This is a genomic window from Brevundimonas sp. (assembly GCF_046295775.1).
Taxonomy (GTDB): domain Bacteria; phylum Pseudomonadota; class Alphaproteobacteria; order Caulobacterales; family Caulobacteraceae; genus Brevundimonas.
The window spans coordinates 38,709-62,637 of the sequence record NZ_JBKBML010000005.1 but is presented as its reverse complement, the minus strand read 5'-3'; the positions used below and the strand labels follow the sequence as shown (position 1 = coordinate 62,637).

The 23,929-nt window shown below is 67.7% G+C and carries 21 protein-coding genes; 10 read left to right on the top strand and 11 right to left on the bottom strand.

Translation table 11 applies throughout. From position 1 onward, the window contains the following. Window positions 1–24 precede the first annotated feature (24 nt). Window positions 25–789: a F0F1 ATP synthase subunit A gene (locus ACK4I0_RS04885; RefSeq protein ID WP_409608559.1), complete on the bottom strand. Its 765-nt coding sequence runs from the start codon at window positions 787–789 to the stop codon at window positions 25–27. A 59-nt stretch (window positions 790–848) separates the two neighbouring features. Beyond that, a complete protein-coding gene (locus tag ACK4I0_RS04880; RefSeq protein ID WP_135064572.1) occupies window positions 849–1,199 on the bottom strand; it encodes an AtpZ/AtpI family protein in 351 nt (116 codons plus the stop codon). A gap of 194 nt (window positions 1,200–1,393) precedes the next feature. Here ACK4I0_RS04880 and ispH point away from each other — a divergent pair, with 194 nt between their 5' ends. Then, on the top strand, window positions 1,394–2,365 hold the full coding sequence (ispH, locus tag ACK4I0_RS04875; protein ID WP_409608557.1) for a 4-hydroxy-3-methylbut-2-enyl diphosphate reductase: 972 nt from the start codon (window positions 1,394–1,396) through the stop codon (window positions 2,363–2,365). Window positions 2,366–2,510: 145 nt separating this feature from the next. Next, window positions 2,511–5,201: a pyruvate, phosphate dikinase gene (ppdK, locus tag ACK4I0_RS04870; protein ID WP_409608555.1), complete on the top strand. Its 2,691-nt coding sequence runs from the start codon at window positions 2,511–2,513 to the stop codon at window positions 5,199–5,201. Here ppdK and ACK4I0_RS04865 read toward each other — a convergent pair. From ACK4I0_RS04865 to ACK4I0_RS04845, 5 genes are all read right to left on the bottom strand, one after another. Further along, window positions 5,198–6,745, bottom strand: a complete 1,548-nt coding sequence (locus tag ACK4I0_RS04865; protein ID WP_409608553.1) for an alpha-amylase family glycosyl hydrolase — start codon at window positions 6,743–6,745, stop codon at window positions 5,198–5,200. The two genes, ppdK and ACK4I0_RS04865, sit on opposite strands and share 4 nt — an antisense overlap. Window positions 6,746–6,749: 4 nt before the next feature. Next, complete coding sequence (locus ACK4I0_RS04860; protein ID WP_409608551.1) at window positions 6,750–7,031, bottom strand: SemiSWEET family sugar transporter; 282 nt, start codon at window positions 7,029–7,031, stop codon at window positions 6,750–6,752. Next, window positions 7,028–7,480 (bottom strand): low affinity iron permease family protein, encoded by a 453-nt coding sequence (locus tag ACK4I0_RS04855; RefSeq protein WP_409608549.1) that lies wholly within the window; start codon window positions 7,478–7,480, stop codon window positions 7,028–7,030. The genes ACK4I0_RS04860 and ACK4I0_RS04855 overlap by 4 nt, the downstream gene beginning before the upstream one ends. A 21-nt stretch (window positions 7,481–7,501) precedes the next feature. Then, window positions 7,502–8,851: an amidase gene (locus tag ACK4I0_RS04850; protein ID WP_409608547.1), complete on the bottom strand. Its 1,350-nt coding sequence runs from the start codon at window positions 8,849–8,851 to the stop codon at window positions 7,502–7,504. A 403-nt stretch (window positions 8,852–9,254) separates the two neighbouring features. Then, entirely contained in the window at window positions 9,255–11,534 is a 2,280-nt protein-coding gene (locus ACK4I0_RS04845; RefSeq protein ID WP_409608545.1) for a S9 family peptidase, read from the bottom strand. A 114-nt stretch (window positions 11,535–11,648) separates the two neighbouring features. Between ACK4I0_RS04845 and ACK4I0_RS04840 the strand changes: the two genes are divergently transcribed. After that, window positions 11,649–12,470 (top strand): ferredoxin--NADP reductase, encoded by an 822-nt coding sequence (locus ACK4I0_RS04840; protein ID WP_409608543.1) that lies wholly within the window; start codon window positions 11,649–11,651, stop codon window positions 12,468–12,470. Then, window positions 12,442–12,786: a chorismate mutase gene (locus ACK4I0_RS04835; RefSeq protein WP_409608541.1), complete on the top strand. Its 345-nt coding sequence runs from the start codon at window positions 12,442–12,444 to the stop codon at window positions 12,784–12,786. The genes ACK4I0_RS04840 and ACK4I0_RS04835 overlap by 29 nt, the downstream gene beginning before the upstream one ends. On the opposite strand, the gene ACK4I0_RS04830 is transcribed toward ACK4I0_RS04835, so the two are convergent. Next, a complete protein-coding gene (locus ACK4I0_RS04830) occupies window positions 12,783–14,225 on the bottom strand; it encodes a short-chain fatty acyl-CoA regulator family protein (protein WP_409608539.1) in 1,443 nt (480 codons plus the stop codon). The two genes, ACK4I0_RS04835 and ACK4I0_RS04830, sit on opposite strands and share 4 nt — an antisense overlap. Window positions 14,226–14,377: 152 nt before the next feature. Here ACK4I0_RS04830 and aceA point away from each other — a divergent pair, with 152 nt between their 5' ends. Both aceA and ACK4I0_RS04820 read left to right on the top strand, forming a co-directional pair. Then, window positions 14,378–15,658, top strand: a complete 1,281-nt coding sequence (gene aceA / locus ACK4I0_RS04825) for an isocitrate lyase (RefSeq protein WP_409608537.1) — start codon at window positions 14,378–14,380, stop codon at window positions 15,656–15,658. A gap of 23 nt (window positions 15,659–15,681) precedes the next feature. Continuing rightward, window positions 15,682–15,891 carry a hypothetical protein gene (locus ACK4I0_RS04820; RefSeq protein ID WP_135061626.1) on the top strand — a complete coding sequence of 70 codons (210 nt, stop codon included), beginning with the start codon at window positions 15,682–15,684 and terminating at the stop codon, window positions 15,889–15,891. Between the two features lie 9 nt (window positions 15,892–15,900). Here the strand turns inward: ACK4I0_RS04820 and purT are convergent, their stop codons facing one another. After that, entirely contained in the window at window positions 15,901–17,094 is a 1,194-nt protein-coding gene (gene purT, locus ACK4I0_RS04815; protein ID WP_409608535.1) for a formate-dependent phosphoribosylglycinamide formyltransferase, read from the bottom strand. A gap of 178 nt (window positions 17,095–17,272) precedes the next feature. On the opposite strand from purT, the gene ACK4I0_RS04810 reads away from it, so the two are divergent. From ACK4I0_RS04810 to ACK4I0_RS04795, 4 genes are all read left to right on the top strand, one after another. Next, window positions 17,273–17,731 carry a T6SS immunity protein Tdi1 domain-containing protein gene (locus ACK4I0_RS04810; RefSeq protein ID WP_409608764.1) on the top strand — a complete coding sequence of 153 codons (459 nt, stop codon included), beginning with the start codon at window positions 17,273–17,275 and terminating at the stop codon, window positions 17,729–17,731. A 116-nt stretch (window positions 17,732–17,847) separates the two neighbouring features. Beyond that, window positions 17,848–19,101 carry a tyrosine--tRNA ligase gene (gene tyrS / locus ACK4I0_RS04805; protein WP_409608762.1) on the top strand — a complete coding sequence of 418 codons (1,254 nt, stop codon included), beginning with the start codon at window positions 17,848–17,850 and terminating at the stop codon, window positions 19,099–19,101. Window positions 19,102–19,119: 18 nt separating this feature from the next. Then, window positions 19,120–19,575, top strand: a complete 456-nt coding sequence (locus ACK4I0_RS04800; protein WP_409608533.1) for a peroxiredoxin — start codon at window positions 19,120–19,122, stop codon at window positions 19,573–19,575. Window positions 19,576–19,697: 122 nt separating this feature from the next. Continuing rightward, window positions 19,698–20,240: a polymer-forming cytoskeletal protein gene (locus ACK4I0_RS04795; RefSeq protein WP_409608531.1), complete on the top strand. Its 543-nt coding sequence runs from the start codon at window positions 19,698–19,700 to the stop codon at window positions 20,238–20,240. Window positions 20,241–20,282: 42 nt separating this feature from the next. On the opposite strand, the gene prfB is transcribed toward ACK4I0_RS04795, so the two are convergent. Both prfB and ACK4I0_RS04785 read right to left on the bottom strand, forming a co-directional pair. Continuing rightward, a protein-coding gene (gene prfB, locus ACK4I0_RS04790; RefSeq protein WP_135064117.1) for a peptide chain release factor 2 occupies window positions 20,283–21,405 on the bottom strand; the annotation gives its coding sequence in 2 pieces (ribosomal slippage) (window positions 20,283–21,335 and window positions 21,337–21,405; 1,122 coding nt in all). Window positions 21,406–21,487: 82 nt separating this feature from the next. Further along, window positions 21,488–23,923, bottom strand: a complete 2,436-nt coding sequence (locus tag ACK4I0_RS04785; protein ID WP_409608528.1) for a penicillin-binding protein 1A — start codon at window positions 23,921–23,923, stop codon at window positions 21,488–21,490. Window positions 23,924–23,929 lie beyond the last annotated feature (6 nt).

Here is a 23,929-nt window from a genome sequence, read left to right as displayed (position 1 = left end):
AGAGGGTGAGCGGTCCGAACCGGCCTAGTGCTGGTCCAGGTGCACGACGTCGTTCAGATACACAGTGGTCAAAACGGCGAAGACGAAGGCCTGAAGGAAGGCCACGAGGAACTCCAGGGCGGTGATCGCGACCACGCCGCCCAGCGCCAAGATGGCGCCCGGAATGCCGACCAAGCCGAACGCGCCCAGCGAAACCACGAAACCTGCAAAGACCTTCAGCGCCACGTGGCCGCCCAGCATGTTGCCGAACAGACGAAGCGCCAGCGACACCGGCCGCAGCAGGAAGGAGATGAACTCGATCGGGGTGACCAGGATCAGCAGGTACCACGGCACGCCCGACGGGGCGAAAAGCTTGAAGAAGCCAATGCCGTTCTTGGCGAAGCCGACGCCGATGACCAGCAGGATCGTCAGGGCCGCGAAGCTGGCCGTGACCGCCACCTGCGAGGTCGCGGTGAAGACGGTGAACATGCCCAGCAGGTTCAGCGCCAGGATGAAGACGAACAGCGTCAGGATGAACGGGAAGAAGGCGCGGCCTTCCTTGCCCATGATCCCGGTCGCGAGATTGTCGATGAAGGAGAAGGCCCCCTCGCCCACCACCTGCATCCGGCCGGGCACCACCTTGGGCCGGGCCGTCACGGAGGCGAAGAACAGCACGATCAGGCCGGCGGCAACCAGCATGGCCATGACCGAATTGGTGATCGACAGGTCGATCGCTCCCAGGCCGGGCACGTGGACGGTCGGAAGGTCGACGACCTTCTTGACCTGGAACTGATACATCGGATCGGCCATGCCGCCCGGTCTCCTAAGTCAAAGCGCCACACCGCCGGACGACGGTCTGGTTAGCGTTCCTATTCGCTCTCGATCTCGTCGGGCAGATCGCGCGGGGGTCCCAGTTCCTGAGCCGCCTTTGCGCTCATTTTCCGGGCCGAGCGAAGCGCCAGCCAGATCGACAGGCCGAAACCGATGAGGGTTCCAGCGATGATTCCCGCAGGCATGGTCCCGACCAGAAGGTCGAAACCCCACCCAAGGCCCAGACCGATGGCGAGGCCGCCGATCATCTCGCCCATCAGGCGATAGCCATACCCCGCCGCCTTCGCCCCATAGTCGGAGACCGGGGGCACGGCCCGCGTCTTGAGCGCATCGGCCTGCTCGTTGAGGCGTTTGATCGCCTCTTCGCGCGATTCCGGTGGCAGGGACATAGGGGCCTCAGCACTTCGACAGGGATGCCGAAGGGGGTCTGAATTCGGCGCGGAACCTATAGGCGAGGCCGGATTTGGTCAAGGCGAGTTCGCCCCTTATCAAGCCGTTGTTCTGCAATGATTTTCCTTGATGCGCCCGACCGCGCGGCGAACGGTCGCTGGCGAGGACGGTCCGCAGAGACTAGGTTCGCCCCATGAATGCGCCCTTTCCGATCTCTGAGACGCCACGCCGCCCCCTGTCGGTGCGCCTCGCCACGCCTCGCGGCTTCTGCGCCGGGGTGGACCGGGCCATTCAGATCGTCGAGCGCGCGATCGAGAAGTACGGCGCGCCCGTCTATGTCCGCCACGAGATCGTTCACAATCGCCATGTGGTCGAGCGGCTGAAGGCTAGGGGCGCCGTGTTCGTCAAGGAGTTGGACGAGTGCCCGGACGACCGGCCCGTGGTCTTCTCGGCCCATGGCGTGCCCAAGGCCGTGCCCCAGGCGGCCCGGTCGCGCGACATGCTGTATCTGGACGCCACCTGCCCCCTGGTCTCCAAGGTCCATGTCGAGGCCGAGCGCCACCACGCCAACGGCCGCCACATCATCCTGATCGGCCACGCCGGCCACCCGGAGGTCGTCGGCACCATGGGCCAACTGCCGCCCGGCGCGATCAGCCTGGTCGAGACGGTGGACGACGCTGAAACCTTCCAGCGTCCAGGAGAACAGCCCCTGGCCTACGCCACCCAGACGACCCTGTCGGTGGACGACACGGCAGGCATTCTGTCGGTGCTGAAGCGTCGCTTCCCCGAGCTGCCCGACCCCCACAAGGAAGACATCTGCTACGCCACCACGAATCGCCAGGAGGCCGTGAAGCGGCTCGGCGAGGGTTGTGACCTGGTGCTGGTGATCGGTTCGGCCAACTCGTCCAACTCCGCCCGGCTGGTCGAGGTGGCGATTCGCGCCGGGGCGCGCGATGCGCGCCTGATCGACGACGCCTCTCATGTGGACTGGTCCTGGCTGGACGGGGTGCAGACGCTGGGCGTCACCGCCGGCGCCTCCGCACCCGAGCGTTTGATCGAAGAGCTGATCGCCGCCGTGGCCGCCCGATTCGACGCCGACGTCACCGAGGACGACGGCGCGCGCGAGACGGTGACCTTCAAGCTTCCGCGCGTGCTCACCGCCTGACGAGGCGGAACCGCTCGCGGCCTCACGTTTTGTAACGCCCGCCCTCGCCTTCGTGTTCTCTGCACGTTAGTCAGGGGGCCGCTCGGAGCGGGGATCGCCCGCCCGGGACGTTGCGATTCCAAGGGCTCAGGGGCTCGGTACCATCATGACCAAGTGGGTGTACGGCTTCGGCGGCGGATCCGCCGATGGCGATGCGTCGATGAAGAACCTTCTCGGCGGCAAGGGCGCGAACCTGGCCGAGATGTCGTCCCTGGGTCTGCCCGTGCCCCCCGGCTTCACCATCACCACAGAGGCCTGCGTCCACTACTATTCCAACGGCCAGTCCTATCCCGACGGTCTGACGGGTCAGGTCGACGAGGGGCTGAGGGCTGTGGAAGGCGTGGTCGGCAAGCGATTCGGCGACGCCGAGAACCCGCTGCTGGTCTCGGTCCGCTCGGGCGCCCGCGCCTCCATGCCGGGCATGATGGACACGGTCCTGAACCTGGGCCTGAACGATCAGACGGTCGAAGGCCTGGCCAAGCTGTCGGGCGACCGCCGCTTCGCCTTCGACAGCTACCGCCGCTTCATCACCATGTATTCCAACGTGGTCCTGGGCCTGGGCCACGATCAGTTCGAAGAAATCCTGGACGATCACAAGGACCGCCTGGGCGTGTCGGTCGACACCGAATTGACTGCGGCCCACTGGGAAAAGGTCGTCGGCGACTACAAGGCCCTGGTCGAGCGCGAGTTGGGCCGTCCCTTCCCGCAGGACCCGGCTGACCAGCTGTGGGGCGCCATCAGCGCCGTCTTCGCCAGCTGGATGAACGACCGCGCGAAATTCTATCGCCGCATGCACGACATCCCCGAAAGCTGGGGCACGGCCGTGAACGTCCAGTCCATGGTGTTCGGCAACATGGGCGAGACCTCGGCCACCGGCGTGGCCTTCACCCGCAATCCCTCGACCGGGGAAGCGCGCCTTTACGGCGAGTTTCTGATCAACGCCCAGGGCGAGGACGTGGTGGCCGGCATCCGCACGCCTCAGTCCCTGACCAAGGCCGGCCGCGAGGAGATGGGCGAGACGGCCCCCTCGATGGAAGAGGCCATGCCCGAGGTGTTCGGCCAATTCGTCGACGTCGTCGGCCGGCTGGAAAGCCACTATCGCGACATGCAGGATATCGAGTTCACGGTCGAACAAGGCCGGCTCTGGATGCTGCAGACCCGCAACGGCAAGCGCACCGCCAAGTCCGCGCTGAAGGTCGCCGTCGACCTGGCCGCCGAGGGCGTCATCAGCCAGGAAGAGGCCATCAGCCGCGTCGAGCCGTCCGCGCTGGACCAGCTTCTTCACCCCACCCTGGACCCCAACGCCGTGCGCAGGGTGGTGGCCGCCGGCCTGCCCGCCTCGCCGGGCGCGGCCACCGGCAAGGTAGTGTTCGACGCCGACGAGGCCGAGCGCCTGTCGCAACTGGGCGACGCCGTCATTCTGGTGCGCGAGGAAACGAGCCCTGAGGACATCCACGGCATGCACGCCGCGCGCGGCATCGTCACGGCGCGCGGCGGCATGACCAGCCACGCCGCCGTGGTGGCGCGCGGCATGGGACGCCCCTGCGTTTCCGGCGCCGGGGAAATCCACATCGACGAGAAGGCCGGAACCTTCACCGCGCGCGGCCGCACCTTCAAGGCCGGCGAGGTCATCACCATCGACGGCGGCAAGGGCGAGGTGCTGGACGGCGCCGTGGCCATGATCGAGCCGGAGCTGACCGGCGACTTCCAGACGCTGATGGGCTGGGCCGACAGCGTGCGCCGCCTCAAGGTCCGCGCCAACGCCGAGACCCCCCTGGACGCCAAGACTGCGCGCGGCTTCGGCGCCGAGGGCATCGGCCTGTGCCGCACCGAGCACATGTTCTTCGACGACGCCCGCATCGCCGCCGTGCGCGAAATGATCCTGGCCGACGACGAGGCCGGCCGCCGAGCAGCGCTGGCCAAGATCGCGCCCTTCCAGAAAGCCGACTTTGTTGAGCTCTTCGACATCATGGCCGGCCTGCCGGTCACCATCCGCCTGCTCGATCCGCCGCTGCACGAGTTCATCCCGCACTCCGACGCCGACATTGACGCCCTGGCCTCAGGGTCCGGCCTGGACGCCGCCAAACTGAAGCGGCGGGCCCGGGAACTGCACGAAACCAACCCCATGCTGGGCCATCGCGGCTGCCGCCTGGGCGTCGCTTATCCCGAGATCTACGAGATGCAGGTCCGCGCCATCCTGGAGGCGGCGTTGGAGGTGAAGGCCAAGTCGGGCCAGGCGCCGATCCCCGAGATCATGCACCCGCTGGTCGCGCTGGGCCTGGAGATGAAATACCTGCGTGAACTGACCGACCGCACGGCCGAGGCGGTGTTCGCCGAGGCTGGCGACCGCGTTGAATACCTCGTCGGCACCATGATCGAACTGCCGCGCGCGGCGCTGCGGGCCGCCGACCTGGCCGAGCACGCCCAGTTCTTCAGCTTCGGCACCAACGACCTGACCCAGACGACGTTCGGCATCAGTCGCGACGATTCCGGCCGCTTCCTTCAGGCCTATATGGACAAGGGCATCTTCGAGACCGACCCCTTCGTCCGCCTGGACCAGGAAGGCGTCGGCGACCTGATCGGCATCGCAACCGAACGCGGCCGCGCGGCTCGGCCCGACGTCAAGCTGGGCATCTGCGGCGAGCACGGCGGCGACCCGTCCTCGATCGACTTCTGCGAGCGGACGGGTCTGGATTACGTCTCCTGCTCGCCCTACCGCGTGCCGATCGCCCGCCTCGCAGCCGCCCAGGCCGCCCTGTCGGCGCGCTCGGGCGAGGCCCGAGAGAAGGACCGCTAGGCCTCAGCCCGCTCGGCGATGGCCCAGCCCCATGGGCCGCCGAAGTCGCCGTCGATGATGCGCCAGTCGTCGGAAGGCCGCCACGCGGTCGTATTCGACGACGGGTTGAACGCGCACAGCAGCCGCCTGTCGCCCTCACCGCGCTCGAAGACGATCAGAGGGTCGGGCGCATCGACCCAGCGGAAGGCCCCGGAGCGCAGGGCTTCGTGGAATCGGCGAAACGCCAGCAGTCGCCGGGTCCGGTTCAGGATCGATCTGGGATCGGCGTCCTGAACGTCGGCGGCCAGGGCGGCATGACGCGGGTCGACCGGCAGCCAGGGTTCCGTGGTCGAGAAGCCCGCGTACGGTTTATTAAACGCCCACGGCATGGGCGTGCGCGCGCCGTCGCGGCCCAGGGTCATGGGCCAGTTGGCGATGGCCTCGGGATCGACCAGCCGGTCGAAGGGCACTTCGGCCTGAGGCAGGCCTAACTCCTCGCCCTGGTACACGAAGATCGTGCCTCTCAAGCAGGTCAGCAGGGCCAGCAGCATCTCGGAGGCGGGCCTGCGCTCATCCTCCGGGGCCCAGCGCGAGACCGCGCGCGGCGCGTCGTGGTTTGAGAAGGCCCAGGCGGGCCAGCCGTCATCCCAGGCCTGGACGCTGTCGCGTATCAGTTCTGGCGTCAGACGGTCGGCGTACAGGAACTGGAACCCATAGGCCGTCGACAGCCGCCCGGGGGCGGTGAAGGCCCGCATCTCGGCCTGCGCGTCCGCCCCGACCACTTCGGCCACGGTGAAGGCGTCGCCGATCTCGGCCTTCAGCTCGGTCAGGAAGTCGGCGATGCCAGGCTGGGATTGATTGTGGAGATGAAGCTGAAAGTCGAAGGGTCGGGTGCGCGGCCCCGGCGGAGCGGGCGGATTGTCCGTCAGGTCCGGGTCGAACAGGGCGAAGTTGATGGCGTCCAGCCTAAAGCCGTCCACCCCCCGATCGCGCCAGAAACGGGCCACATCCAGCATCGCGCGGCGCAGCGGCGGATGATGCAGGTTCAGCTGCGGCTGCTGGGGCAGGAAGTTGTGCAGATAGTACTGGCCGCGCCTCGCATCCCAGGTCCAGGCCGGGCCGCCGAAGACGGACTGCCAGTTGTTGGGCGGCGAACCGTCGGGCTTGGCGTCGGCCCAGACGAACCAGTTGGCATAGTCGCCATGCCGAGCCTCGCGGCTCGCCTGGAACCAGGGATGATGATCCGAGGCGTGGCAATAGACCTGATCGACGATGACCTTCAGCCTCAGGGCGTGAGCCCGCTCGATCAGGGCGTCAAAGTCCGCGAGCGTGCCGAACACCGGGTCAACGTCGCAAAAGTCGGAGATGTCGTAACCGAAGTCCGCCATCGGAGAGCGGTAGAAGGGCGACAGCCAGATCGCATCGACGCCCAGCGAGGCGACGTGGTTCAGCCGCGCCGTGGTCCCCCTCAGGTCGCCCACCCCGTCGCCATCGCTGTCGGCGAAGCTGCGCGGATAGATCTGATAGACCGCCGCCCCAAACCAGGGATCATCCTCGGGCCGCATTCGCTCAGGCCTCCTCGGGATCGCCGTCGCGGAACCGCCACTTCATGATCAGCACGCCCGACGCCATGACCAGGGCGCAGCTGTTGGCGAAGGTCACGGGCCAGGCGCCGGTCATGACGCCGTAGACGACCCATAGGATGAAACAGGCCACCGTCAGCGAATAGGTCTTCAGACTGACCGACGAGGCGTCGCGCTCCTTCCAGATCTTCAAGGCCTGGGGCGCAAAACTGGTGATGGAGCACAGGGCGGCGGCGGTGCCGACGGTGTTGGCGATCAGGTCGCTCATTTGGCGACGCCGGCCTGGGGCGCGGCGGTTGTCGCCAAGTCCTCGATGCGCGCGGCGGGCTTGCCCCTGACGGCGCGAGCGGGCTTGCCGGCGTGCACCGCTAACGCCCGTTGCTCGACCTCTTCCAGGATGACCGCCAGCTCCTTGTCGGTCAGGTGCTCGATGCCGATGAAGCGGGCGTCAGCCTTCTTCACCGCATAGACCAGTTCGTCCAGCTTGGCGTGCATGGCCGCGGCGTCGCGGTTCTGGGTGTTCTGGATCAGGAACACCATCAGGAAGGTGACGACGGTGGTGCCGGTGTTGATGACCAGCTGCCACGTCTCGCTGAAGCCGAACAGCGGTCCCGACGCCGCCCACCCGACCACCAGCGCCAGGCAGGCGATGAAGGTCCAAGGCCGGCCCGTGATCTTGGCGGTGGCGTTGGCGAACCGGTTGAACAGCTTTTCCATTTCGCCCTCAACGACGACGGATCAGCGCGGTTGCATCACCGGCGGCCGCCGCGCCTGGGTCGCCCGCTCGTAGGCGTGACCCAGCGACAGGATGCGGGCGTCGTCCCATTTGCCGCCGATGAAGCTGAGGCCCACCGGCATGCCCTGGTCGAAGCCCATTGGCACAGTCAGGTGCGGATAGCCCGCCACCGCCGCCAGCCGGCTGGACGAGCCCTGCATGTCGTCGTTGTCGTTCGGATCGTTGGTCCAGGCCCGCGAGGTGGTGGGCGCGATCAGGGCGACGACGCGGTTGTCCCGCATCATCTTGTCGATGCCTTCGGGTCCAGCTGCGCGCAGCGAACGGGCGCGGGCCTCGACATAGGCCGGGTCGGTCAGGCCGCCGGTCGCCTCGGCCCGCTCGAACAGGTCCTGGCCGAACAGGACGGTCTCGCGCGGTTCCGCGGCGTTGAAGGCGATGACGTCGGCCAGGGTCCGCGTGCGAACCTGGGCGGGGTCGGTGGAGGCCAGATAGGCGTTCAGGTCGTGCTTCAGCTCGGTCAGCAGCACGACAATCTCCCAGCCGCCGATCTGACGCATTTCGGCGGGGGCCTCGGTGATCTCGACGATCTCGGCGCCCGCGCGGCGCAGGGCCTCCAGGTTCTGTTCAAAGACGGCGCGCGTCTCTTCGGAATAGGTCGGCAGCAGGAAGCGCATGACGCCGATGCGCGCGCCGTCCAGGCTGCCCGCATCCAGCGCTGCGCGATAATCGACCTTGCGCGCGTCCGCCTCGGCCGTGGCCGGGTCCAGTGGGTCCGAACCGGCGATGGCGGTCAGGACGATGGCCGCGTCCTCGACCGTTGTGGTCATCGGCCCGGCGGTGTCCTGGCTATGGCTGATCGGCACGATGTGGGTGCGCGACACCAGGCCCACGGTGGGTTTGAAGCCGACGATGCCGTTGACCGACGCCGGGCAGGTGATCGAGCCGTCGGTCTCTGTCCCGATGGCGGCCGGCGCCAGGCCGATGGCCACCGCCACCGCACTGCCCGAGGACGAGCCGCAGGGGGTGCGCTCCAGATCGTAGGGATTGCGCGTCTGGCCGCCGGCCGCGCTCCAGGCGCTTATGCTCTCGGACGAGCGGATGTTGGCCCACTCCGACAGATTGGTCTTGCCCAGAATGACCGCGCCCGCTTCGCGCAGCCGCGCCACGATCGGCGCGTCGCGACCCGGCGCATTGCCCGCCAGCGCCAGGGAACCGGCGGTGGTCGGCATGTCGCGCGTCTCGATATTGTCCTTGAGCATGATGGGCACCTTCCAAAGCGCCGGAGTCACGACGTCGTCTGTATGGTCCTGATCCGAGGCGTTAAGTAATGCGCCATCACTGACTGTTATCATGCTGCCATAGACGCGCCTCACGCCGGCCCTCTCGGTCAACCTATGAACCAGGGCTGTTCCGCTATTGCCGCTAATATATCGCTGAACCTCGACAATGCTTAGTTTCTCAGGTGCAGGCGGTGCCGTTGTGATAACTCTCTGACGATAATCGGCGAAGTTTTGGGGGTGCGCGATCTCATCTCGCGTCACTGTGATCAGAGGCGATAAGGTCTGGCCTTCGCCCGACATTGTGCATCCGGACGTCAGCGCGAGGAGGGTCAACGCCCCCAACACACCTCTAGCCCAACCCTCACAACTATTCGGTTGGTCCGCACTCCGGCGCTTCATCATCTGCCCATCCCCCGAAAGCTGTCTGCCTGATCCGTCTGGATCCCCGCCTTCGCAGGGATGAGCGGGTTTCGAGTTACTCCGCCGCCGGCGCCCGCGATCCGATCGTGCGGTCCAGGAAATCCAGATACGTCCGCCACTGGTGCAGCTGACGGTCGTTGCCGCGGATGCCGTGGCGCTGGCCCGGATACAGCATGGTCTCGAACGGGATGCTGCGTTCCTGCAGGGCGTTCAGCACGCGAGTCGTGTTCTCGAAGATGACGTTGTCGTCCGCCATGCCGTGCATCAGCAGCAGCCGTCCCGTCAGATTGTCCAGCCGGGTGTTCACGTCCGAGGCCGCATAGCCGTCCACGTTGCGCTCGGGCGTCGACATGTAGCGCTCGGTGTAGCCCGTGTCGTACAGGCTCCACTCGGTCGGCGGCGCGCCGGCGATGGCCGAGGCCAGGCCCATCTTGGGCTCGGTCAGCGCCATCAGGCTCATGAAGCCGCCGTAGGACCAGCCCATCATGGCGATGCGGTTGGCGTCCACATACGGCAGGCTGCGCAGATAGTTGGCGCCGACGACCTGATCCTCGATCTCGGGCTGGCCCATCTTCAGATACAGCGCCTGTTTGAAGGCGGCCGAGCGGTCGCCCTCGCCCCGATTGTCCAGGCGGAAGACGATGTAGCCGGCTTCGGTCAGCAGTTGCGTCGAGGCCGGTTGCCAGGCGCGTCGCACGCCCCCGCCCGACGGGCCGCCATAGACCTGCATCACCACCGGATAGGTCTTCGACGGATCGAAGTCGGGCGGCGTCACCATCTGCCAGACCAGGGTCTCGCCGTGGCTTTGCAGCGTGCCGTATTGCGGTGTCCGCTTGCGGCTGGCGTAAGGCCAGAAGGGGTGGCCGGCTTCCAGCCGGTTCTCCTCGATCCAGCGCACGCGCGTCCCGTCCATCGAATACAGGGCCGACTGCGGCGGGGTGTCGAGGTCGGAGTAGTTACCGACATAGGCCGTGCCCGTGCCGTTGACCGAGGCGCTCCACCAGCCGCCCTGAGGCGTCACGGCCGTGGCGTCGCCAGTGCGGCGCAGGCTGGCGCGGAACAGCTGCTGCTCGATCGGATACTCCCGCCCGTCGCGCATGGAGGCGGTGAAGAAGACCTCGCCGGTGTCCTGATTGACGCCGTTCAGCGACTTGACCGCATAGTCGCCGCGCGTGATCGGGCGCAGGCGACGCCCCTCGCGGTTGTGGAGATAAAGGTGCCGCCAGCCGCTCTCTTCGGACGACCAGATGAAGTTGCCGTCTCGAAGCGCACGGAAGTCGTGGGTGACATTGACCCAGGCGCGCGAGGTCTGGCTTGCGATGACGCGGCTGCGGCCGGTGGCGGGATCGACGGCCAGCAAGTCCAGGCGCTTCTGGTCGCGGCTGAGGCGCTGGACATAGGCAGTCTGGCCGTCGGCGGCCCAGTTGACCCGGCCCAGATAGATGTCGGTGTTGGTGCCCAGGTCGACCTTGACGCGGTCGCCGCTCTGGATGTCGCGGATATAGAGCTCGACCACCGCATTGGGGCGGCCGGCGCGAGGATAGCGCTGCTCGATCACGCTGGCGCCGCCGCCGGTGATGTCCAGACGCGGGATGACGTCGACCGGGCTTTCGTCGGTGCGCTGGATGGCGATGTAGCGCTCGTTCGGGCTCCACCAATAACCGGTGTCGCGGTCCAGTTCTTCCTGGGCGATGAACTCGGCTGTGGCCCAGGTGATCAGGTCCTTGCCGTCGTCGGTGATCGCCGTCTCTTGGCCCGTGGCCAGGTCGATGACGAACAGGTTCTGGTCGCGCACGAAGCTGACGTAGCTGCCCTTGGGGCTGACCTTGGCGTCGATCTCGTCGGCCGCGGTCTCGGTCAGGCGGCGCACGGCCCCGCCCTGGCGATCGGCCAGAAAGATGTCGCCTTCCAGCGGCGCCAGAATGTAGCGACCCTGCTCGTCCCACGAATATTCGACCACGCCGCGCTGGCTGATGCGCATCCGCTCGCGCCGGGCGATCTCGGCTTCCGACAGCTGGCCGGCCTCCGGCACCAGGGCGCGGGCGTCGATCAGCTTGAACGGCTCGCCGCCCGAGACAGGCGCGGCCCACAGGTCCAGCACGTCCACATCGTCTTCGCGCGAGCGCAGGAAGGCGACCAGCTCGCCGTCCGGCGACAGGCTGACGCCCCGCGCCACCGGTCCCGCCAGGGACGGATTCGCAAACACGCGCTCGGGCGTCAGGATCGCGGAGGCCGCGGCGGCGGCCGGTGTCGGTTGGGCCGGCGGGCGCGCCGTCTGGGCTTGAACGGCTGTTGCAGCCAGGAACAGGGTGGAGGCGAGAAGAAGTGTGCGCATGGGGCGGGACGCTATCGCCTCATTTTCGCCCCGTCACGTGCAAAACCGACCCCTGTGGTCGCATGGGGCGCAGCGAACCTTTCGCAATCGGCCGCGACCGCATAGTTAGGCGCCATGACCGACGCCTCCCTCGCCCCGGCGCCCGCCGCGGCCAAGCCAAGTCCGTTCCACTCGCTGAAGGTTCTGTGGGTGCGCCACTGGACTGACCAGTTGTTCAGCTTCGCCGTCGAGCGGCCCGAGGACTTTCGCTTCCGTTCGGGCGAGTTCGTCATGATCGGCCTTCCGGGCGAAGACGGCGGGAAGCCCGTGCTGCGCGCCTATTCCATCGCCAGTCCCGGCTGGGCCGAAGAACTGGAGTTCTTCTCCATCAAGGTGCCCGACGGCCCCCTCACTTCGCGCCTGCAGACGATCCAGCCCGGCGACGACGTGCTGATGGGCAAGAAGCCGACCGGCACCCTGGTGCTGGACGCCCTGACCGGCGGCGAGCGGCTGTGGCTGATCGGCACGGGCACCGGCCTTGCGCCCTGGCTGTCGGTCGCGCGCGATCCCGACACCTATCAGCGGTTCGGCCAGGTGATCGTGTGCCACACGGTGCGCAACGTCGCCGACCTGGCCTATCGCGACTTCTTCAGCCGCGAAATCCACGACGATCCGCTGATCGGCGACGAGGCCAAGGCCCAGTTGACCTACTACCCCACCGTCACGCGCGAGAAGTTTGAAACGCCCGGCCGGATCACAGACCGCATCAAGTCCGGCGACGTCTTCGCCGACCTGGGCCTGCCCATCGGCTTTTCGCCCAACTCGGACCGGGTGATGCTGTGCGGCTCCATGGCCATGATCAAGGAGACGGGCGAGCTGCTCGAAACCTATGGAATGAAAGAAGGCTCGAACGCCGAGCCGGGCGACTATGTGCTGGAGCGCGCCTTTGTCGGATGAGCTGAAGATCGACGCGCGCACCGCGCCCGAGGCCTGCCAGAGCATGACGGATGTCCGCCACGGCGTGGACGCTCTGGACCGCGCCCTGGTGACCCTGCTGGCCGAGCGTCAGCGCTACATGGACGCCGCGGCCCGCATCAAGCCCAGCCGGGACGTGGTGCACGATCAGGCCCGCATCGACGATGTGGTGGCCAAGGTCCTGGCCTCGGCCGGGCCCGCCGGCCTGTCGCCCGACATCGCCGAGCCGGTCTGGCGCACCCTGATCGACCGCTGCATCGCCCACGAACTGGCGACTTGGGACCGCACGCGGGTCTAGCCTGCGGCGAACGGATAGGGGCTGACGGACTTCGTCCAGTCGTCCACCGCAAGGGGCCTATCGACCGGCGGCGCGGCGCGTTCGGCGCAGGGGTGACGGTGGCACAGGCGGCAGGACGGGCCGATGGGCGTCACCTCGGGCGCCGCCAGATCCAGACCTCGCGCGTAGACCAGCCGCGACGCGTGCTGCAGTTCGCAGCCCAGGCCGATGGCCAGGTCGTGGCCTTCGGACCAGGCGTCGTGGCCCTGACGATCCACGGTGCGAGCCAGTGTGAACCAGCGCGCGCCGGGCCGGCCGTCCTGCTCGGGCGTCTCGACGATCTGGGTGACGATGCGGCCCGGCGTGCGGAAGGCCGAGTGCAGCCGCCAGCGCGGGCACGCCCCGCCGTAGCGCGCGAAGGGGAAGGCGGCGGAGGCATAGCGTTTGGACACGTTGCCGGCCTGATCCACCCGCATCAGGAAGAAAGGCACCCCGCGCGCGCCGGGCCGCGACAGGGTGGTCAGCCGATGCGCCGCCTGTTCGAACGAGACGCCGAACCGCGCCTGAAGCCGGGCCAGATCATAGCCCGTCTCCTCGGCCGCCTGATGGAAGGCCGCGTAGGGCATCAGGATCGCCGCCGCCAAGGTGTTGGCCAGCGACACGCGCAGCAGGGCACGCGTCTGCGGATCCGGCGGTCCGGCCGCCTCGACCAGTTCGGTCAGCAGCGGTCCGTGCTCGGACAGGCCGAGTTGATAGGCCAGGGCGAAGGCGCGCGACGAGGGCGACAGGCTGTCGGACAGCAGCAGGCGACGCCGGTGCGGGTCCAGACGTCGCGTCCATTCAACCATGACCTCGGCGGGCAGGGTCTTCACCGCCAGTCCATGCGGCGAGATCAGGCGGGCGCGGGCGCGGGCCTCGAACCCCTCGTCGGGCAGACTGTCCGCCAGCAGGGCGGCGAGGGCTTCACCGGCGGCGTCCAGCTCTGGAAAGGCGTTGCGGCGGGCCTGGACGAAGGCGCGGACCCATTCGGCGGGCGTATCCTCGGCCGCGGCCGCACCCGGCTGTTCGGCGACGGCGTTCAGCCGCTCGCGCTGATCCCGCACGGCGCGATACAGGCGCAGCAGGGCGTCGGCCACGGCGGGCTGATCGTCGGCGAGCTGCAGGATCTCGTGCCGGGGCGCGCCGACGCCCGACAGCAGCGGGTCGGCGAACACCTCCGCCAGTTCGGCCTCCGACGGGCCCGATCCCGCGCCGAACGCCCGCAGATCTACGTCGTAGGTTTCCGCCAAGCGTAGCAGCAGCTGGGCCGAAACCGGCCGCTGATTTCGCTCGATGTGGTTCAGATAACTGGGGGAAACGCCAAGGTCGGCGGCCATGGCGGTCTGGCTGAGCGCACGCTCGCGCCGCAGCCGCTTCAGTCGGCCGCCCAGAAACAGCTTGCGATCCGCCCCCTTGGCCATGCCCCATGGTGTCATAACGTGACAAAAGCGCAAGAGTCATGTTGTGACAAGATGACTGCATAGAAGCCGCTCTAACTGTATCGGCTGTGACCGTCGCGTGTTCTGCTGATCGAGACCCGGCTTCGGCCGCTTCCCGCCCCCAGGACCCGACCATGACCAGCTTCGCCGATCTCGTCCCCTCCCCCGCCGGCCGTTTCGACGGTGTCGAGCGCCCCTATTCGCCTGACGACGTCCTGCGCCTGCGCGGCTCTGTGCCCGTGACCCACACCCTGGCCGAGCGGGGCGCCAATCGCCTGTGGGAGCTGCTGCATTCCGAGCCCTACATCAATGCGCTGGGCGCGGTGACCGGCAACCAGGCCATGCAGATGGTCCGCGCGGGCCTCAAGGCCATCTATCTGTCGGGCTGGCAGGTGGCCGCCGACGCCAACACGGCCGGCGCCATGTACCCCGATCAGTCGCTGTACCCCGCCAACGCCGCACCGGAACTGTGCCGCCGCATCAACCGCACCCTACAGCGCGCCGATCAGATCGAGCACGCCGAGGGCGGCGCCAAGCGCGACTGGTTCGCCCCCATTGTCGCTGACGCCGAGGCCGGCTTCGGCGGGCCGCTGAACAGCTTCGAGATCATGAAGGCCTTCATCGAGGCGGGCGCCGCCGGCGTTCACTTCGAGGACCAGCTGGCCAGCGAGAAAAAGTGCGGCCACCTGGGCGGCAAGGTGCTGATCCCCACCCAGGCGCATGAGCGCAACCTGATCGCGGCGCGTCTCGCGGCCGATGTGTGCGGCACGCCGACCCTGACGGTGGCGCGCACCGACGCGGAATCGGCCCAGCTGATCACCTCGGATGTGGACGAGCGCGACCACCCCTTCATTGACCGCGAGGACCGCACGTCGGAAGGCTTCTTCCGCCTGAAGGCCGGGACCGGACTAGACCACTGCATCGCGCGCGGCCTGGCCTACGCCAAATACGCCGACCTGCTGTGGTGGGAGACCTCTCACCCCGATCTGGACGACGCGCGTCGCTTCGCCGAGGCGATCCAGAAGGAACACCCCGGCAAGCTGATGGCCTACAACTGCTCGCCGTCGTTCAACTGGAAGGCCAAGCTGGACGACGCCACCATCGCCAAGTTCCAGCGCGAGCTGGGGGCCATGGGCTACAAGTTCCAGTTCGTGACCCTGGCCGGCTTCCACAGCCTGAACAACGGCATGTTCGAACTGGCCAGCGGCTACCGCGATCGCGGCATGGCGGCCTATTCCGAGCTGCAGCAGCGCGAGTTCGACAACGAGGCCGCTGGCTACACCGCCACGCGGCACCAGCGCGAGGTCGGCACGGGCTATTTCGACGACGTGGCCACGGTCATTTCGTCGGGCCGCTCCTCGACCACCGCCCTGAAGGACTCAACCGAAACCGCCCAGTTCACCCACGCGGCCTGATCAGACGCTCGAAAGGATCGACCATGGAACCGATAAGCCAGACTGACGCCATCCTGGACTTCTGCCTCGCCCCACTGGCGCTGGACGCCGGAACGGAGGCCGAGCGCGAAGTGCGCCGCCGCCTGACCCACGTGCTCAAGACCTTCCAGGCCAAGACCGTGCAGCCGGTCGCCGTCGACTTCTCGGAAATGGCGCCGCTGGTCATCAATGAGGCGGCCCACGGCTACGAATAGGCTCGGCGCCTACTGCGCCCGGACGCGCACGCGAGACGCCGCCTCGCGGGCGCGCTCCCGCGCCTGCTCGACCGTCTCGCCGCGCGCGGTGGCGACGCCCATGCGGCGGCGCTCATAGGCCTCGGGCTTGCCGAACAGGCGCAGGTCGGCGGTTGGAACGGACAGCGCCTCGGCCACGCCTTCGAAGACGACGCCCTGGGCCTCCAGGCCGCCATAGATGACGGCGCTGGCGGCGGGTTCGCGCTGGGCTGCGTCCACCGGCAGGCCCAGGATGGCGCGGGCGTGCAGGGCGAACTCGCTCTGCGCCTGGCTGGCCAGGGTGACCAGACCGGTGTCGTGCGGGCGCGGCGATACTTCCGAGAACCAGACCTGGTCGCCCTTCACGAACAGTTCGACGCCGAACAGACCCAGGCCGCCCAGCGACTCCGTGACGCGCGCCGCAATGTCCTGGGCGGCGGCCAGGGCGGCGGGGCTCATCGCCTGGGGCTGCCAGCTCTCGACGTAGTCGCCCTTGACCTGGCGGTGGCCGATGGGGGCGCAGAAGTCGGTGACGATCGCGCCGTCGCGCAGTGAGCGCACAGTCAGCAGCGTGATCTCGAAGTCGAAATCGATGCGGCCCTCCACGATGACACGGCCGCCCGAGACGCGCCCGGCGTCTTGGGCGTGCGTCCAGGCGTCGGCGATCTCTTCGGCGGATTCGACAAAGGACTGGCCCTTGCCCGACGAGGACATGACCGGCTTGACGAAGCAGGGATAGCCGACGGCCTCGGCCCCCGCCGCAAGCTCCTCGGCCGAGCCGGCGAAGGCGTAGGGGCTGGTCGCCAGACCCAGCTCTTCGGCGGCCAGGCGACGGATGCCCTCGCGGTTCATGGTCAGCTGCACGGCGCGCGCGGTCGGGACCACGGTCGCCATGCCCGCCGCCTCGATGGCGGCCAGCACGTCGGTGGCGATGGCCTCGATCTCGGGCACGATCAGGTGCGGCGCCTCGGCCATGATGAGGCCGTTCAGCACCTGCGGATCGGTCATGGGGATGACGTGGCTGCGATGCGCCACCTGCATGGCCGGCGCGTTCGGATAGCGATCCACCGCCACGACCTCGACGCCCAGGCGCTGAAGCTCGATGGCGACCTCCTTGCCCAGCTCTCCCGAGCCCAGAAGCATGACCCGCACGGCGGTGTCGGAAAGAGGAGTGCCGATGCGCATGACGAAGCCTTCAAGCTGGGTGTGAGCGAAGACCGTTTCCGAACTCCGCCGCCGTTTGACAACAGCTAAGACGATTTGAGGGGTGCAGCTTGGGTCTGGAGGTCCGAATATGGCACGGAAGGCGAAGTTTGCTTTCGACCCGTTGCGGACATTCGCTCCGTAGGCCAGCGTGGCGCAGATGAACCCATTCACATACCTCCTGCCCGAACAGGCCAACGAGGCCGACCTCTCCTGCTGGTTGCCCATTCTGCCTAATCCTGTCCGCGTCCTACAGACAAACCTGTTCGGAGACGCGTTTGTGCTCGTTGGCGACGGCACAGTGCATATGCTCGAACGAGCATCTCATGCCGCCCAGCGCATAGCGTCCTCTGAAGAGGAGTATCGGCGAGAAATCGAGGATGACCCGCATGGTTGGCAACTCCGTCGCCTCGTGGATCAGTGCCGTGTCGATGGGAAAATCCTGGGTGAAGGCGAGTGCTACGCCTTCACTACCTTGCCCATTCTGGGCGGTGAATACACGGCTTCGAACATCTGGATCACCCATTGGCAAGAGTGGTTTTCTTTCACCGCTGACCTCTTTCAGCAGATCAAAGACCTCCCTGATGGAGCGACGGTTCGCTTGAACGTGACCGAATAACCGATGTCCGCCAATCACCCTTAGCTGTCACTTGCGAAGTCCGCTGCCGCGAAGCCATGCCCGTCCAAGCCCTCCAGGGGCTGACCCTCGCCGCCTTCCCTGCTAACGCAGCGGCCATGACCGAGCACGCCTTCACGTCCGATTTCCTCCGCACCATGCAGGCGCGGGGCTATATCCATCAGATCACCCATCCGGCCGAGCTGGATGCGGCGGCGGCTTCGGGCGTGGTGACGGGCTATATCGGCTTCGACGCCACCGCGCCGTCGCTGCACGTCGGCCATCTGATCCAGATCATGCTGCTGCGTCGGCTGCAGCAGGCGGGGCACAAGCCCATCGTCCTGATGGGCGGCGGCACGACAAAGGTGGGCGACCCCTCGTTCAAGGACACCCAGCGCCCGCTGCTGACGCAAGAGCGGATCAACGAGAACATCGCCGGCATCAAGGGCGTGTTCGAGAAGTTCCTGACCTTCGGCGACGGCCCGACCGACGCGGTCATGCTGGACAACGACGAGTGGCTGTCGAAGCTCGGCTATCTGGAGTTCCTGCGCGATTACGGCACCCACTTCACCGTCAACCGCATGCTGAGCTTCGACTCGGTCAAGCTGCGCCTGGAACGCGAGCAGCCGCTGACCTTCCTCGAGTTCAACTACATGCTGATGCAGGCGACCGACTTCCTGGAGCTGAACCGGCGCTATGGCTGCACGCTGCAGATGGGCGGGTCGGATCAGTGGGGGAACATCGTCAACGGGGTCGAACTGACCCGCCGCGTGGACCACAAGGCCGCTTTCGGCCTGACCACGCCGCTCTTGTCGACCGCCTCGGGCCAGAAGATGGGCAAGACCGTGGGCGGCGCCGTCTGGCTGAACGCCGACGCCCTGTCGCCGTACGAGTACTGGCAGTACTGGCGCAACACCGAGGACGGCGACGTGGGCCGCTTCATGCGCCTGTTCACCGACCTGTCGGACGCCGAGATCGCCGGCTACGAGGCCCTTCAAGGCGCAGCCATCAACGACGCCAAGAAGGCGCTGGCCGACGCCACGACGACCATGCTGCACGGCCCGGAGGAAGCCGCCAAGGCGCGCGCCGCCGCCGAAAGCGCCTTTGAAAAGGGCCAGCTGTCGGCCGACCTCCCGACCGTCGAATTGCCCGGGGCCGAGGTCTACGGCGCCATGATCGCCGCCGTGGTGACCCGCGCCGGCCTGACCGCCTCCAATGGCGAGGCCCGCCGCCTGGCCCAGGGCGGCGGCCTGCGCCTGAACGACACGCCCGTCGCCGACGGCGCTCAACTGCTGACCGAAGCCGACCTGAAGGACGGCGTCATCAAGCTGGCCGCCGGGAAGAAGAAAATCGTGCTGGTCAAAGCCATCTGATCCGAGCGGAGACTGAACATGGATGCCGGAACCCCTGCCCCGCCCCTCGATCTGCCGACCGACGGCGGCGAGCGGTTCACGCTGGCGGATCGCGCCGGCCCGACCGTGGTCTATTTCTACCCAAAAGCCGACACGCCGGGCTGCACCACCGAAGGGCAGGACTTCTCGGCCCTGATCGATCGGTTCGCAGCGCGCGACGCGGTGGTGATCGGCGTGTCGCGCGACGCGGTGAAGAAGCTGGATCGGTTCAAGGCAAAGCATAACCTCAAGGTCGTCCTGGGCTCCGACGAGGACGGCGCGGTCACCGACGCCTGGGGCGTCTGGGTCGAGAAACAGCTCTACGGCCGCAAATACATGGGGATCGAACGGGCGACCTTCCTGATCGACGACCAGGGCCGCATCGCCCGCGCCTGGCGCAATGTGAAGGTCAAGGGCCACGCCGAAGAGGTGCTGGCGGCCGTCGAAGGCCTGTGATCGACGAGCGTCGGTCGCACGCGGCGCCTTGTCACGAGCGCGGACCTGTCGCTTAAGTATCGCCGGGCCAGCGCCCAGGGCGTCAGGACCGCCCGGCGCGGGGGACATCGGAGAGATCGACCATGTTCAACAAGACCAAGACAGACAACGGGTTCGGCATCCCCGACCCCACCCCCTCGCCCGAGCCGCAGCGCGCCGAAACGCCCGCGCCGCGTCCGGCCGCCGCGCCCGCCGCGCCGCGTTCCAGCAACCTGTCGACCCTGTCGGCCGGCGTGAAATACGAGGGCAATATCTCGGGCGGCGGCGATCTTCAGATTGACGGCTCGCTGAAGGGCGACGTGCGCGTGGCCCGCGTCACCATCGGCGAGAACGGCTCGGTCGAGGGCTCGGTCGCCGCCGACGTGCTCGAAATACGCGGCCGCATCTCGGGCTCCATCGTGGCCAAGCAGGTCCGGCTGCACGCCTCGGCCCGCGTGGACGGCGACATCACCCAGGAGCAGCTGTCCATCGAACAGGGCGCCTGGTTCCAGGGCCGCTGCACCCAGGCCAAGCGCGACGCGGCGGTCGAACCGGCCGTGGACCGCTACAAGCCCGAGGCCGCCGCCAAGCCGGCCCCCATGGTCGCCAAGGACCAACCCGCCCCGGCCAAGCCGGCCGCCGCCTGATCCAAATCAAAAGGGGCGGTCCCTGCGGACCGCCCCTTTTTCTCACTCCGTCGTGGAGCCTCGGGTCTCGCCGACCCGGGCCGCCAGCGCGGCGCCCATGAACTGGTCCAGGTCGCCGTCCAGCACCCCTTGCGTGTCCGAGGTCTCGACCTCGGTGCGCAGGTCCTTGACCATCTGATACGGCTGCAGGACGTAGGATCGGATCTGGTGCCCCCAGCCGATGTCGGTCTTGGCGTCCGCCAGGGCCTGCGCCGCCGCCTCGCGCTTCTGCAGCTCTAGCTCGTACAGGCGGGCGCGCAGCATTTTCCAGGCCTGTTCGCGGTTCTGGTGCTGCGAGCGGCCGGCCTGGCAGGCCACGACCGTGTTGGTCGGGACGTGGGTCAGGCGAACGGCCGAGTCGGTCTTGTTGATGTGCTGACCGCCCGCGCCGGACGCGCGATAGGTGTCGGTGCGCACGTCCGACGGGTTGATGTCGATCTCGATGGCGTCGTCCACCACCGGCGACACCCCGATCGAGGCGAAGGAGGTGTGGCGCTTGGCCGCCGCGTCATACGGGCTGATGCGCACCAGACGGTGCACCCCGGACTCCGACTTCAGCCAGCCATAGGCGTTGGGGCCTTTCACCTGGATGGTGGCGGACTTGATGCCGGCCTGTTCGCCGCCCTCCTCCGCCTCCAGCTCGACCTCGTAGCCGTGCGCCTTGGCCCAGCGCGAATACATGCGCAGCAGCATGCCGGCCCAGTCGTTGGACTCGGTGCCGCCGGCGCCGGAGTTTACTTCCAGATAGGCGTCGTTGCCGTCGGCCTCGCCGGACAGCAGGGCTTCCAGTTCGGCGCGGGCGGCGCGTTCCTTGATGGCCTTGAGGTCGGCGCGCGCGCCTTCCAGCGCATCCTCGTCGCCCTCTTCATCGGCCATTTCGGCCAGCATGACGCCGTCCTCGAGGCCCTGCTCCATCGCCTTAACGGCGTTGATCTGGGCTTCAAGGCGCGAGCGGTCCCTGGAGACGGCCTGGGCTTCGTCGGGGTTGTCCCACAGGGTCGGATCCTCGACCCGCGCGTTCAGCTCATCGAGCTTTCTGACAGCGACATCCCAGTCAAAGACGCCTCCTGAGCAGAGCGACGCTCTGCTCGATGTCGGCCTTCATGGCCTCGACATCCGGTCTCATCGCAATCTCCGGCGACATTCATGTGAGCGGCGGGAGATAGAGGGTCGAGCCCTCGGGCTCAACCGTCCTTCTCGCCACGGGGTCAATACAGGCCCGTCAGATCCTCGGCCGGCTCCTTGCGGGGCGGCGGGGGCGTCACAGGAGGCGGTGGCCCGGCGGCGGCGGGCGGCGGGGTCTGGCCCGCGGCCTCGGCCTCGCGACGGATGACGTCGTAGTAGTTCTGCGGTCCGACCGGCTCGGCCGGACGCGGCGGCGGCGCCTGGCGCTCGGTGCCTGGGCGGAAGGCTTCCTCGATGCCGTTAACCGTGCGGAACACGGCGTTGCGAGGCCGCACGAACGGCCGCGCGGGACGTTCCTTCAGCGCCGTCTGCATGAACTCGTTGAAGATCGGCACGGCGGTCGAGGCCCCAGCCTCGCCCCCACCCAAGGACCGGTTGTCGTCATAGCCGACGAACACCCCGACCACGATGTCGGTGGTGAAGCCGACGAACCAGGCCGAGCGATATTCGTTGGTCGTGCCCGTCTTGCCGCCCACCCAACGGCCCAGGCCGCGCGCGCTGGCGGCGGTGCCGCGCTGAACCACGCCTTCCAGCATGGAACTGACCTGATAGGCGGTGATGGGGTCCAGAACCTGCTCGCCGCGATCCGGCAGGCGCGGTGACTCCTGGCCGGAGAAGCCCCGTCCGCAGTCGCGGCACTGACGACGGTCCGCCCGATAGATGGTCTCGCCGTTCCGATCTTGCACCATCTCTATCAAATAGGGATCGACCCGGCGGCCGCCGTTGACGAAGGCGGCGTAGGCGGCGGTCAGCTGGTAGGGCGTGGTCTCCCCCGCGCCCAGCGACACCGAAAGGTTGGGCGTCATGCCAGGCAGGCCCATCTTTTCGGACTGGGCCACGATCTTATCCATGCCCACCGCCTGCGCCAGACGCACGGTCATGACGTTGCGCGACAGCTCCAGCCCGCGACGCAGGGTCTGCGGGCCATAGTATTGCCGGCTGTAGTTCTCGGGCGTCCACCGACGCCCGCCCGGCCCGCCGGGGAAGCTGATCGGCGCGTCCAGCACGATCGAGGCGGGCGTGAAATCGCCTTCCAAGGCGGTGGCGTAGACGAAGGGCTTGTAGGCCGAGCCCGGCTGACGGCGCGCCTGGGTGGCGCGGTTGAAACTGCTGATGGCGTAGGAATAGCCGCCGACCATGGCCAGCACCCGGCCCGTCTGAGGTTCGATCGCCACCAGAGCGCCGTTGACGGCCGGCACCTGTTTAAGCGCGAACTGGCCGCCGGAGGGCTCCACGAAGATCAGGTCGCCGCGCTCCAGCCGTCGCCGGGCGTTGGCCCAGGCGGCGTCGGCGCTGACCAGCGCGCCCTCGCGGTCCGTACGCGCGGTGCGGATGCGCACGGTGTTGCCCGACACGCTTTCGACGGCGGCGGCCTCCCAGGTGCGGCGTTCGGACGGGACGGTGCGGCGAAGCGCGGCCTGCTGCCAGCCGTCCTCGAACTCGGTCTTGCCCCAAGGCCCGCGCCAGCCATGACGGCGATCGTAGTTCTCGAGGCCTCGCATCAGGGCGTCGCGCGCCGCCGACTGAAGGTCGGGGTCCAGCGTGGTGCGCATGTAATAGCCGCCGCCATTGACTTCCGGCCGGCCGAACAGGCCGATGGCGCGGCGGCGCGCCTCTTCCACGAAGAAGTCGGCGTCGGCGTAGGCGGCCCGTCGCGGCGCATCCAGGGTCTGCAACGGCCGAGCCAGCGCGGTTTCGAGGTCAGCGCGCGACAGCCAGCGATTGTCCGCCATCTCGTTCAGCACCCAGTCGCGCCGGCCCTTGGCCGCGCCAGGGTGGCGTTTGGGGTGATAGTTGTTCGGTCCCTTGGGCAGAGCCGCCAGGAACGCCGCCTCGTCCGGCGTCAGCTGGTTCAGCGACTTGCCGAAATAGTTGAAGGCCGCCGAGGCCACGCCGTAGGAGCGATAGCCCAGGAAAATTTCGTTCAGATACAGCTCCAGGATCTGCTCCTTGCTCAGAACCGTCTCCAGACGGCTGGTCAGGATGGCTTCCTTGAGCTTGCGGTTCAGGCTGGTCTCATTGGTCAGCAGCACGTTCTTGGCCACCTGCTGGCTGATCGTCGATCCGCCTTCCAGCCGTCGGCCCGATGCAACGTTGAAGACGTTGTTGATCATGGCCCGGCCGAGGCCCGAAACGTCGATGCCGCCATGGCCGAAGAAGTTGCTGTCCTCAGCCGCCAGGAAGGCGTGGATCACCGTCTCCGGGATCTGGTCATAGGTGACGTAAATTCGGCGCTCGTCCGAGAACTCGCCGATCAGCGTGCCGTCCCCGGCATAGACGCGCGTCGCCGTCGGCGGACGATAGTCCGCCAGCTCAGAGGTGTCGGGCAGGTCATGGAAGACCCAGGCCGCGTAGACGGCCACGATCACGCCGGCCAGGGCGATCGCGCCCAACAAGCCGACGCCCGCCATGACCAACCAGCGTTCCGCTATCTTCACCACCGACTCCGCGCGACGCATCCCCGC